Here is a 12479-nt window from a genome sequence, read left to right as displayed (position 1 = left end):
CAAATGGACCTTTGGCTAGTATTTTTGACCGGACTGACAACGGGTGGAATCTCCTGTGTCGCGATGCAAGGAGGCTTGCTTGCTTCAGTGGTCGCCAATCAAAAAAGAAAAGAAAATCAGGATAATCAAGAATTAAAGCAAAAAACACAAAACATTTTACATAGGGACAATGTCATGCCCGTAGTGATGTTCCTTTCCGCTAAATTGATTTCCCATACAATTTTAGGATTTTTACTTGGCGCATTAGGTTCCGTACTGACACTAAGTTTTGGCGTACGAATTACTTTCCAGATATTGGCCGCCCTGTTTATGCTGGCAACTGCGCTGAATCTATTAAATGTCCACCCGATGTTCCGGTTTGTCATGTTCCAGCCGCCGAAATTTATGCAACGCTGGGTGCGTTCAACCAGCAGGGCTAATTACTTTTTTGCACCCGCTACATTAGGATTCTTTACGATCTTTATCCCCTGCGGTGTTACTCAAGCGATGGAAGTATTAGCAATTAACAGTGGTAGCCCAGTTATGGGTGCATTAATAATGTTTATGTTTGTTCTGGGGACCGCGCCGGTCTTCGGTTTAATCGGAATTGTTACCGCCAAACTTTCCGGCTCTATGCAAATAAAATTTATGAAATTCGCCGCCGTATTACTGATATTCATGTCTCTTTACGGAATTAATGGGGCTTTGCAGGCAATGGATGCGCCGATTTCCTGGCAGCGGATTAAACTTGCATTATTTGATGAATCAAAAGAGCCGGTGGATTTTGCTACGTTATCAGATCCGTCACTGATGGATTCGGAAAATGTGCAAAGAATTACAATTGATGTGGAAAATAACGGCTACAGTCCCAATCGTTTCAAGGTGCAGGCGGGAGTGCCGGTAGAATTAACGGTAAAAACTGAGGATACTTATTCCTGTGCCAGCGCTTTTACTTTCAAAGAATTTGAAATTTATGAACTGCTGGACCCGACCGACTCCCAGACCTTTAAATTCACACCGCAGAAAAAAGGTAAATTCGTCTTCGCCTGCTCGATGGGCATGTACACCGGAGTAATGGAAGTTATTTAATTAAGTAACCGAAATATATGTTCAATTCGAAACCAAAAAAAGAAGGTACCGAAATAGAATTCAAGATATCCGGCATGCATTGCCCCAGTTGTGCTATGAATATTGACGGCGCATTGGAAGAACTTGACGGAGTACTGGAAAGCACCACAAATTACGCCAAACAGATAACCAAAGTGATTTACGATCCGCAAAAGGTTACTCCGGAGAAAATGTCCGCTGAAATAAAAAAGGCCGGTTATACCGCCCAGGAATAATCATACATATCAAAAATCCCGCTCTTTCAGAGCGGGATTTTTTAATTGCAGCAATTATTTCTCTTTCAACGTTTTATCGCCCGGTTTCCAGCCGACTTGGCACAAACCACCGTTTTGCAAAGCTTCTAATACTCTCAAAACTTCGTCAACATTGCGTCCGACATCGAAATCATGAACTACTTGGTATCGCAGTTCACCTTCAGGGTCAATGATGAATAATCCGCGTTGTGCGACTCCTTCATCTTCAAGTAGAACCTGATACCTTTTACTTACCTCGTGTGTCATATCGCTAAGCAGTGGGTAGCCGAGGTCACCCAGTTCCTTCAACCATGCTTTGTGTGAATGCACGCTGTCCGTACTGCACCCCAGGACCTTGGTATCGAGTTTCTCAAATTCTTTCAACCTTTTGGAAAACTCGGTTACTTCAGTCGGGCAGACGAAGGTGAAATCGAGCGGATAGAAATACAACACCAGCCATTTTCCCTTGTAATCACTTAGACCATATTTCTTAACACCCTCTTTATCAATCCCCTCCAGCGTAAATCCCGGAGCGGGTTTGTTGACCTGTATATTGCCCCCATCACAACAGCAGTCATCTGCCTCATCGCAATCACATCCTGACGCGCCATTGTCTTCGCAACAATCGTCTGAATCACAATCACAAACGCCTGAATTGTTTTCATTGCAGCAATCATCACCAGTTTCTTTGCAATTACATTCGCCGTTTTCTGCACAGTCTCCCGTGCATTCGCATTCTTTTTCATTATGATGCATATTTTTTCCTTTACAAGTTTAGATTAATTTAATTACTTTCCACCAGTTTTCAATGTATTCCGGTCTTCTATTCTGGTATTTGAGATAATAAGCATGCTCCCAGACATCAAGTAGCAGGATCGGCGTATGCCCTTTCTGCAGCGGACTGTCCTGGTTTGGCATGGAATAAACTTCCAGTTTGCCTTCCGGATTTCGCGCGAGCCATGCCCACCCGCTACCGAACTGGGATTTAGCCGCTTCATTAAACTTTTCCTTGAACGCATCCACAGAACCGAAATCTCTTTCCAAATCTGCAACTAATGCCGCATCTTTAGTATTGGCCGGATCCATAATTTCCCAGAACAATTTATGGTTATAATACCCACCGCCGTGGTTGCGGATTACATTTCTGTCCTTCTCCTCAATTTCCAAATTATTAACGTCCGCCAGCAGTTTTTCAACCGACATCTCCGATAATTCCGGATGCAATTCCAGGACTTTGTTAAAGTTGTCCGTATAAGCCTGGTGATGTTTAGAATGATGGATTTCCATCGTTTCCTTGTCGATGTAAGGCTCTAGCGCATCGTATGAATAATTAAGTTTTGGTAATTCGTATTTCATATTTTTTTGGTTAATTTATGAGTTGCTACTATATTCTAACCTATCAATCTTATGATAGGGTTTATTGTTTAATCCCATTCTTTAATGCTTCCAAGGAAAGCAGGGCACATTTTACCCGCGAAGGAGTAATATTGTCGAGGCCCAGTAAATCCAGCACATCAGCTTGTGATAATTTTTTAATTTCTCTAACCGTCTTTCCCTTAACCGATTCAAAAAGCAGGGAAGTTGCGGCCTGACTAACTGTACAGCCATTGCCTTCAAACGCAATATCTTTTACCTTTTTTTGTCCGTCCAATTTCAGCTGAAACGTTATTGTATCCCCGCAGACCGGATTATTCTCCTTGTGTTCAAAATCAAAATCAGCAAGTTTTCCGTAATTACGCGGATTTTTCGCGTGATCGATAATTTCTTCGCGATAAATATCCGAGATGCTCATTTTAATATTTTAATCGCTTGATTAATCGCATCCACTAATTGATCCACATCTTTCTGGTCATTATAGATATAAAAACTGGCGCGCGCTGTTGCTTCCGTTCCCAAAGCACTGAGTAGTGGCTGGGCGCAATGATGCCCGGCCCGGATCGCTACGCCGGCTTCGTTTAAAACAGATGCTAAATCATGCGGGTGAATACCGTCAATCGCGAAAGATACCACACCGCTACGCTCAACCGTTTCTTCCGGCCCATATACGGTGACTCCGCTGATCGCTCTGATCTTTGCTAAAGCATAGTTTACTATTTCCTGTTCATGCTGCCAGATATTTTCCATACCGATTGATTTCAGATAATCAATCGCCACACCGAGCCCGATCACCTGTGCGATCGGCATTGTCCCCGCTTCAAACCTTAAAGGCAGGTCTTCAAATTTTGTTTCCGCCATGGTCACTTCCCGGATCATATTGCCGCCGGATAAGAACGGGGGCATTTCTTCCAGAATATCTTCTCTCACATACAATACGCCAACTCCCGTCGGACCTAGCATTTTGTGCCCGGAAAAAGCAAAGAAATCACAATCGAGCTCCCTGACATTTACCGGCATATGCGGAGTTGACTGCGCGCCATCTAGCAAAACCGGCACACCACTAGTATGCGCCTTTGTAATTATTTCCCTGATCGGATTAACGACACCGAGCACGTTGGAAACATGGATTAGCGCCAGAAGCTTGGTTTTTTTCGTGAAATATTGGTCAATATTATCCAAATTCAGCTTGCCATTTTTATCTACCGGAATATATTTTATTACTGCCCCTTTTTCTTTTGCCAGCAATTGCCATGGTACAATATTGGAATGATGTTCCGTTTCCGTCAGCAATATTTCGTCTTCCGCTTCAATGTTTTTCCTACCCCAGGAATAAGCCACCAGATTGATTGACTCGGTTGTTCCACGCGTAAAAATTATTTCTTCAGTTTTTTCCGCGCCGATGAATGCTCTCACCTTTTCCCGGGAATCTTCATACATAGCAGTCGCCTTTTCGCTCAGCTGATAAATCCCCCGGTGCGTGTTGGCATTATACTTTTCATAAAATTCTGTTATTGCATCAATAACTTTTTTTGGTTTTTGGGTTGTTGCGGCATTATCAAGATAAACCAAACGCTGATCGTTCATTTTTTGGCTTAAAATCGGAAAATCTAATTTTACCTTTGTGATATCCGGCATTTTATAACAGTTTTCTTATTTCCTTATCTAAAACAATCTCAATCTTCTGCCTGGTCTTTTGATCACTCAAATCCCTAGCGATGCTTTTTAGGAATCCGCTGATTACCAATTTTTCCGCTTCTTTTCTCGAAATTCCGCGGCTCATCAGATAGAACAGTTCCTCTTCATCTATTCTACCAACAGTCGCTCCGTGCGTACAGCGGACGTCATCCGCCAGTATCTCGAGCTTAGGACTGGTGTCAACATGCGCCTGATCACTCAGTAGCAGATTATTATTCTTCTGATACGCGTTGGATTTTTGAGCTTTCGGATCAATCTTGATCAAGCCTTCATATTGATAACTGGTCTGATTCAGAAATACACCTTTAATCAGCAGATCACTTTTTGTGTTCGGCGCGCGATGGTGCTGGAAAGTATTAATATTCGTTTTTCCCTTAGAACCCAAAATCGCTCCCAAGATTCTGGCTTCCGCACCGTCACCTTCCAGATTGATCGTAATATTTTTATCTCCGGATTTAAAGCCCAGTAAAATGTAAATTAAAGATTCCCCCTTTTTTACGAAAACGGATACGTTCTTATTCTTCCCAAGATAATCAATTATAATTCGCTCTTTTTTCATTATAAATTATAATTTATACATTTTTCATTATCCATTATCCGACACTCCCTTCCATTTGCATTTGAATTAAGCGGTTCATTTCAATCGCATATTCCAAAGGCAGTTCTTTTACAATCGGTTCAATGAATCCGTTGATAATTAATGCCTCAGCTGATGCCAGATCTAGTCCACGGCTCATCAGATAAAAAAGCTGGTCTTCACCGATTTTAGAAACGGTTGCTTCATGTTCCACCTGGACGTTCTGGTTATTGATTTTCATATCGGGATAGGTATCGGAACGAGAATCATGATCCAATATCAAGGCATCACAAACGACCTTGGCTTTAGCCCGGTCTGCTCTGGGTGTCATTTGCAAAAGTCCGCGGTAAGACGTCCGCCCACCATGTTGGCTGATTGATTTGGAGATTACCCGGCCGGAGGTTTCCGGTGCCGCATGAATTATTTTCCCGCCCGCATCCTGATGCTGTCCTTTTCCGGCATACGCCATGGAAAGAATTTCGCCCCGGGCTTTTTTACCTACCAAAATGCAGCTGGGGTATTTCATAGTCAGTTTTGAGCCTAAATTGCAGTCCACCCATTCGCCGATTCCTTCTTCTTCCACCCGCATTCTTTTGGTCACCAGGTTATATACATTATTACTCCAGTTCTGCACGGTGGTATACCGGACCCGCGCTCCTTTTTTGACCACGATCTCGACAACAGCCGAATGCAGTGAATCGGTGGAGTAAATCGGCGCCGTACAACCCTCGACATAATGCACATAGCTTCCCTCATCAGCAATAATCAAAGTTCTTTCAAACTGGCCCATATTAGCCGCGTTAATTCGGAAATATGCCTGAAGCGGCAGTTTAACCTTAACACCCTTAGGGACGTAAATAAATGACCCACCGGACCAAGTTGCCGTATTGAGCGCGGCAAATTTATTATCATTGACTGGAATAATAGTACCAAAATATTTCTTTACCAATTCAGGATAATCACGCAATGCATGATCCATGCTGACAAAAATAATTCCCTGTTTACTCAGCTCTTTCTGCAAAGAATGATAGACCACTTCAGAATCATACTGTGCTCCGACTCCGGCCAGGAAATTTTTTTCCGCTTCCGGAACGCCAATCCGATCATAAGTGGTTTTAATATCTTTCGGCAGATCCTGCCAGGTGCGAGCCTGTTTTTCCGTCGGCTTGATGTAATAATAAATATTGTCAAAATTCAGTTTCGAAAGATCACCGCCCCATTTCGGTAGGGGACGCGCCTTAAAATATTCATAACCTTTCAGTCTAAGTGCCGTCATCCAAGCCGGCTCCTTTTTATGCCAGGAAATTTCTTTAACCACTTCCTCATCCAAACCCTTGCGTGTCCTGAACACAAAATTTTCCGGCATGGCAAACCCGAATTTGTATTTATCTGAAACGATTTTTTTTGTTTGAACTTTTTTCTTCATTATTTTTCCATCAAATCCAGTTGGTCAATCTGATATTCTTTTTCAAATTCAAAATATTTCTGCTGATTATTGATAATGTCGGGAATAGCTCGAGGATATCTTTTACAAATGTAATCAAATCTTTCCGCCAAAGAAACAATTTTATTCTGTGCAACTCTTTTGTCGGCATAATTGACGATTAATTCTTCCAAAGTGCATTGATCATTAAATGTATTCATATAGTGCTTGCGAATTATTTCCGAGATCTCCTTACCGAGATTTTCCCTGACCGCAATTTCCGAACCCATCTCTGCATGTTCACGTTCACGATTTTCATTCACAGCTATTATTTTTGCAATATCATGTAACAGCGCACCTCTATTAACTAAAATTTTATCGATTTTAACTCCCTGACTTTCAAGATATAGAGTAACAGTATCCGCAACCTGAGTTACCGTTGCTGAATGCCGTTTAATATGTTCCGGCATTTGATATTTATCCCAAAGATCAAAACACTGCTTTTGAGTCGGTAAGTACATTTATTTTTTTATTATCCCCCGGTAACCGTTTTTCTCAATCTGTTTTGCCAATTTAGCATCGCCGGTCTTTACAATCTTTCCGTCAACCATGATATGCACCACATCCGGTGTAATATATTCTAAGATTCGTTGATAATGGGTAATCAACAGCAACCCTGTTTTGGAATTTTTACGCACGACGTTAATCCCTTCCGCCACGATCCTTAAAGCATCCACATCCAATCCGGAATCCGTCTCATCTAAAATAGCGTATTCCGGCTCTAATATGGCCAATTGCAGTATTTCCGCGCGTTTTTTTTCACCACCGGAAAATCCCTCATTAATGGAGCGGGTCAGGAAATCCGGATCCATTTGCAGCAGTTCCAGTTTTTCCTTTGCCAGCTTTTTGAAATCCGCAAAGGTGATCGGATTCTTTGGCGTGCGCTTTACCTGATTGTACGCTGTGCGTAAAAAATTCAGGAGACTGACGCCCGGTATTTCACTCGGATACTGAAAGGATAAAAACAACCCCGCGCGCGCTCTTTTGTCCGGTGATAATTTGGAAATCTCTTTGCCGTTTATTTTAATATTACCGGCATCAATCCGGTAGCGCGGATGGCCCATTGCCGCCTGCGCGAGTGTGCTCTTGCCGGAACCGTTCGGTCCCATCAAAGCGTGGATCTCCCCCTTTGGAATATTCAAGGTTATCCCTTTGACAATCTTTTTATCATCAACGGATATTTTTAGATTTTTGATTGAAAACATTTTTTTCATTAGATTGGTAAGGTTAAGTTCATAGAATGAGTCTGGTTTTCCGGAGGAGTAAAATTTATTTTCACTTCTCCCTTACTCATTTTGCTTTCATAAAATATTTTTCCGTTTTGTTTGCCATATTCATAAATATCACGGGTTAATCGCACATCCTGCAGACAATAATCTTTCAGCTCTTCAATCTTTCCTTCGTTAAACAAAGTAACTGCCTGCAAGCCGGTTCCGGATTTTCCCACATCGAGTGTAGCTTTAGCTACGTCATCAAGCTTCACCCGGAAACCCAGTACTTTGTAAATCACATCCATGATATCGAGTGTTGGTATCTTGGTAATATCACCCGGATAATAGTTGTTTAAAATTGGCATGTCGAAACCATCCAGATTGTAACCAATAATTCGCGTGGAATGTTCCAGGATCGGCCAGAGATTGACCAATTCATTTTCCAGAAACGCTTCATATGTATCTGTCTCATAGCGGTAAATACCGACCAGAGAAATTTTCATATCTCTATTATTGCGGCCACCGGCGCCGAATCCGGTTTGTGTCTCAATGTCTAATACTATTTCTTTCATGTTTTTTCTGATAAAAAAGATTAAAGAAGGAAATTCCTTCTCTAATCAGATGATTAATCGGATGATACCTAATTATTCCGACCAGCCTCGTCGGCTAGACGGGCCAGATTTTATTGCCTGCTTCATCATAAAGGATGATCGCGTTTACCGGGCAGGACTGGGCTGATTCTAAGATAACATCATCTGGATTGCCTTTTGCATTTTTGACCACTGCTTTTCCCTCGTCATCAAGCTCGAATACTTCCGGTGCGATATCTACGCAACTGGCTACGCTGATGCACGCATCGCGGTCGACTTCAATTCTCGCAATTTTCGGCGTGGCTTTTTTTTCTTCTGCCATATACTTTATTTAAGGATTATTTCCCTTTAATTCTATAACAAATTGCCACTGCCGTCAACGCAAAAGGCTTTATTTATTCGGATGGTAAGAACACTCTTCCTGAAAACCGCAAATTTTACAGGATGAATTATTTTTATGCACATGCGGTTCTATTTTGCCGTGCGCCACGCATTCTGACTGACTGATTTGATCTGCCTTTTTATAACATTTCTGGCATAATCCCTGGAACATGATACTGGACCGCTGTACAATAAACCCCTGGTCTTTTAATCGCTTAGTATGGCTTTTTAACAGGCTGGGGTTATCAATATCATATAACTCTCCGCAATCATCACATTTGAAATGCAGATGCGCGTCAACGTGGCTGTCGTAACGACTGGGTTCGTTGTGGATGACAATTTCTTCAATATAACCGCCTTCGCGCAGTGAATTGAGATTCCGATAGACCGTCCCTAATGAGATGCTGGGTACAGTTTTTTTGACCCTTTGATATACCATTTGCGAAGAAGGATGAATCGGCCAAAAATCGCGTATACTACCTAAAATCGCTTTTTTCTGGGCGGTTAATCTGGTTATTTTGCTGCTGTTTACCATAATGCTTATTAGGAATGATTACTATTTAACATACTACTGATAGAGGACGATGTCAAATCAATACTAAATAGGCGAGAATGCGCATTCTCGCCTATATTAATTCCAAATACAAATTCTACTGCACTTCCCCTTCAGTCAGTGTTACCGTGTTACTACATTTTACCTGATCTGCCTGATCAACTACACAAATTGAATAATAATGAGTACCTTCTGTTAAATTCTCGTCTTCGGTGCGCGATCCGGATTTATCACCTTCATCCTCATAACTTAATGATTCAATGTTGGAAATTGCCTTTATATATCCGTCAGTTGGATACTGCGGAGTAGAATCGGTTTTGGACCATACCAGTTTGTAATACTTAAAGTCCGCTTCGTTCGATTTGGTCCAACTCAAAGTCAATTTACCTTCATCAATACTGCCCGATAGGGTAACTGCTGAAGGTACGGCATTATTATTGATTGCTGTAACCTGGATAACATTACTGCAGAAAGTAGTGTCACCTACCGTACAGATGCGGTAGTAATAACTCGTGCCATTTACCGCGGAAAAATCCCGATAACTTGTATCATCTTCCGGTTTTACTGCAATATAGCCATCCTCTGGATATCTCAAATTTGGATTGGTCTCCGATCGCACAATTTTATAATACTTAAATCCGGGATTTGCGGAAGTATCCGTCCACCAAATGCCCACACCGGTTTCTTCTGCTGTTACAGATATTACAGATGCTGAACCTTCGGAATCTTCTTCGTCATCGGAACCGCCCGTGGCAGTAACTTTGATATCATTACTGTAAACCAGACACGATCCGGAACCATCATACTCACATACTCGAAAATGGTATGTTTTTCCATCGGTTAAATCCCAAGCGTAGCTGGTCAGATTATTATCAGTAATCAGTTTATAATCACTACCCGGGTAGACCGGATTGGCGGAAGTACCTTTAACCACCTTAAAACCGTTTGAGATGGTCATATTCTCAACTTCCCACTCCAAGAATATTCCGCCGGTTTTAGCTTCACCGGAAAGAAATATGCCAACCCGTTCATTGTTCTGTTCCTGTTCTTGCTCCTGCTCCTGTTCCTGTTCTTGCTCTTGTGCCTTTTTACCCTTCATATGAGCGACATTAGAACAGAAAACCTGATCGCCGGCCATTACCTCACAAACACGGTAATAATAAGTTCCATTTTCTGACACATCTTTATCCGTATAAGATTCTTCGCCGATTACTAAAGCTGCAATATATCCGTCATCAGGAAAGTTCAGGTTAGCATTATTCTCCGAACGCACTACTTTGTAATATTGGAATGTGGATCCGGTCGACTTACTCCAAGAAAGATGAACACCGTCGTCTTCGGTTGCTGCTTCCAGTTTAATCGGGGTTGCCGATGATGCTGCCTGATAAATTACCTTAATTTCTTTGACTGTCTTATACCCGCTACTGTTTTCTGCAATTACCGTAAACATGTTTTTACCGGCAACTAATATTACTGCATGACTGAACGCTCCATCATTGTTAGCTATTTCCGTTCCGTTAACTGATATTTTGGCGCTGACATCGGATACTGTCCCGGTAATGGTTACTCCGGGATTTGTTACTGTCGTAACGTCAACAGGATTTGTGATTATAACATCCGGACCGGCAAACGGCTCCAGTACTCCAAGACTATCGTCATTTTTGGAATCTTCTTCCTTGTTCCAGGTATACCAATCATTTTTCAGGGTTTCCGGATCGATGTCCGAAATTTCAATTTCTTTATTCTTAATTGATCCCCGTTTACCTTCTGCCAATGCTTGTTTATTAACATCAGTAATAACGTTTACATTACTTTCCACTACTGTAACATCCATTTGTTCCGGTGTCTTAACAACATTAAATGCCGTACCCAAAGCCTCTACTGTTGCATCATCTGTTTGGACCTTATATGTGCGGGCGAGATTCTTTGTCACCCGGTTATAACTGGCACCGGAAACCTGATTTATCAGCACACCGGATTCATTCAGGCTAGTCAGCGATATTTCTGTCGAATAGCCTAACCGTAATACATCACCGTTCTCCAGTTCAATAATCGCTTTACTATCAAGGCCGGTCTTGACGGCATCGCCTTCATGCAAGACTGTATCCGTTTCCACAATTCCCCATTCAGCAGCATCAATTTGCGCCATAACATCACCCTGCTGATAAGCAAGCGTTGCTGCAAGCGCTGTTTGCTTATCATTAGACAATGAAGCATCAACATAAATTTCCTCTGTACTGTATTGTGAATACCAATATATTCCCACGCCGGCAATTACTGCAATAACTGCGATTATTATTATATTTGTGTATTTTTTTATCATAGATATGTGATCAATGTTTAATCATTTTTTAATTTATTCAAATAATCAACAACCGAAAGGGAGGCAACGACGCCCATTCCGGTCGCGATGGCAATTTGTTTGTATGGTATATCTGTGACGTCTCCCGCAGCAAATATTCCGGCAACATTTGTTTTGCCCAATCGGTCAACCATTATTTCCCCGAATTTATTTTTTTCTACAATATCAATCATGCCGGAATTCGGGATGTTCCCAATGTGAACAAATATTCCCTGGACAGCCAATTCTTTTTCCTCATCCGTTTTTCTGTCTTTATATTTCAACGTTTTAACTATTTGCTCGCCGATTATTTCTGTTGTTTCCGCGTTGGTAATCAGTTCAATATTTTTGGCAGCCATTACTTTATCAATCAACACGCCTTCACCCGACATTGCTTCATTACGATTCACCAGATAAACTTTGGTTGCGATTTCAGAAAGCATCAACGCGGATTCCAGGGCGGAATTACCACCGCCAATTGTCGCGACAACCTTATTGCGAAATAACGGACCGTCACAGGTTGTGCAATAGGTTACTCCCTTGCCTCTGAAATCTTCTTCACCGGGGATTCCCAAATGCCGTGGTTCCACGCCGGTTGCCACGATCACGCTTTTTGTTTCATATGTAATATCTGAACCGTTCTTGCTCGCATCAACATAAAATTTACCATCCTCTTTTCTGACACCCTTAACCGTAACCACTGTTTCCGGTGTAATATTATTTAGTAGGATATGCTCCTTAAATTTTTCGCTTAAAGCTACTCCGTCTGTCTGCGGATAACCTGGATAATTCCAAACCTCACCGGACCTCGCCACTTCTCCGCCAATATCCTTGGAAATTATCAAAAAATTCAGGTTTCTTCTGGCGGAATAAATACCGGCAGATATGCCAGCAGCTGATGCGCCAATTATTATCAAATCATAAATCATGG

The 12479-nt window shown here is 41.9% G+C and carries 15 protein-coding genes; 2 read left to right on the top strand and 13 right to left on the bottom strand.

The genetic code is table 11. The annotated features are described in order from the left end of the window. Nucleotides 1-3: 3 nt before the first annotated feature. Nucleotides 4-1068, top strand: coding sequence for a sulfite exporter TauE/SafE family protein (locus WCW66_02235; GenBank protein ID MFA6391561.1), 1065 nt, complete (start codon nt 4-6; stop codon nt 1066-1068). A 17-nt stretch (nt 1069-1085) separates the two neighbouring features. Continuing rightward, a complete protein-coding gene (locus WCW66_02230; GenBank protein MFA6391560.1) occupies nt 1086-1322 on the top strand; it encodes a heavy-metal-associated domain-containing protein in 237 nt (78 codons plus the stop codon). 54 nt (nt 1323-1376) lie between these two features. On the opposite strand, the gene WCW66_02225 is transcribed toward WCW66_02230, so the two are convergent. The 13 genes from WCW66_02225 to WCW66_02165 form a co-directional block, all read right to left on the bottom strand. Next, complete coding sequence (locus tag WCW66_02225; GenBank protein ID MFA6391559.1) at nt 1377-1892, bottom strand: peroxiredoxin; 516 nt, start codon at nt 1890-1892, stop codon at nt 1377-1379. A gap of 222 nt (nt 1893-2114) precedes the next feature. Next, nucleotides 2115-2696, bottom strand: coding sequence for a superoxide dismutase (locus WCW66_02220; GenBank protein ID MFA6391558.1), 582 nt, complete (start codon nt 2694-2696; stop codon nt 2115-2117). Between the two features lie 61 nt (nt 2697-2757). Then, nucleotides 2758-3132 (bottom strand): SUF system NifU family Fe-S cluster assembly protein, encoded by a 375-nt coding sequence (locus WCW66_02215; protein ID MFA6391557.1) that lies wholly within the window; start codon nt 3130-3132, stop codon nt 2758-2760. Further along, a complete protein-coding gene (locus WCW66_02210) occupies nt 3129-4352 on the bottom strand; it encodes a cysteine desulfurase (protein ID MFA6391556.1) in 1224 nt (407 codons plus the stop codon). Before WCW66_02210 ends, WCW66_02215 begins: the two co-directional genes overlap by 4 nt. 1 nt (nt 4353) lies before the next feature. After that, nucleotides 4354-4971, bottom strand: coding sequence for a SufD family Fe-S cluster assembly protein (locus tag WCW66_02205; GenBank protein ID MFA6391555.1), 618 nt, complete (start codon nt 4969-4971; stop codon nt 4354-4356). Nucleotides 4972-5005: 34 nt separating this feature from the next. After that, a complete protein-coding gene (gene sufB, locus WCW66_02200; protein MFA6391554.1) occupies nt 5006-6415 on the bottom strand; it encodes a Fe-S cluster assembly protein SufB in 1410 nt (469 codons plus the stop codon). Next, nucleotides 6415-6933, bottom strand: a complete 519-nt coding sequence (locus WCW66_02195; protein MFA6391553.1) for an HD domain-containing protein — start codon at nt 6931-6933, stop codon at nt 6415-6417. The genes sufB and WCW66_02195 overlap by 1 nt, the downstream gene beginning before the upstream one ends. After that, nucleotides 6934-7677 (bottom strand): Fe-S cluster assembly ATPase SufC, encoded by a 744-nt coding sequence (sufC, locus tag WCW66_02190; protein ID MFA6391552.1) that lies wholly within the window; start codon nt 7675-7677, stop codon nt 6934-6936. Nucleotides 7678-7685: 8 nt separating this feature from the next. Next, nucleotides 7686-8255, bottom strand: coding sequence for a ribonuclease H-like domain-containing protein (locus tag WCW66_02185; protein ID MFA6391551.1), 570 nt, complete (start codon nt 8253-8255; stop codon nt 7686-7688). Nucleotides 8256-8349: 94 nt separating this feature from the next. Beyond that, entirely contained in the window at nt 8350-8595 is a 246-nt protein-coding gene (locus WCW66_02180; GenBank protein ID MFA6391550.1) for a ferredoxin, read from the bottom strand. Nucleotides 8596-8664: 69 nt separating this feature from the next. Beyond that, nucleotides 8665-9189: a transcriptional repressor gene (locus tag WCW66_02175; protein ID MFA6391549.1), complete on the bottom strand. Its 525-nt coding sequence runs from the start codon at nt 9187-9189 to the stop codon at nt 8665-8667. 115 nt (nt 9190-9304) lie between these two features. Continuing rightward, a complete protein-coding gene (locus WCW66_02170; protein ID MFA6391548.1) occupies nt 9305-11530 on the bottom strand; it encodes a FecR domain-containing protein in 2226 nt (741 codons plus the stop codon). A gap of 17 nt (nt 11531-11547) precedes the next feature. Next, entirely contained in the window at nt 11548-12477 is a 930-nt protein-coding gene (locus WCW66_02165) for an FAD-dependent oxidoreductase (protein MFA6391547.1), read from the bottom strand. Between the last annotated feature and the right edge of the window lie 2 nt (nt 12478-12479).

The sequence above is a fragment of the Patescibacteria group bacterium genome (genome assembly GCA_041664365.1).
Taxonomy (GTDB): domain Bacteria; phylum Patescibacteriota; class Patescibacteriia; order UM-FILTER-42-10; family UM-FILTER-42-10; genus JAHJEX01.
Note: the sequence above shows the minus strand (reverse complement) of the source record. Positions and strands in the feature narration are given on the sequence as shown.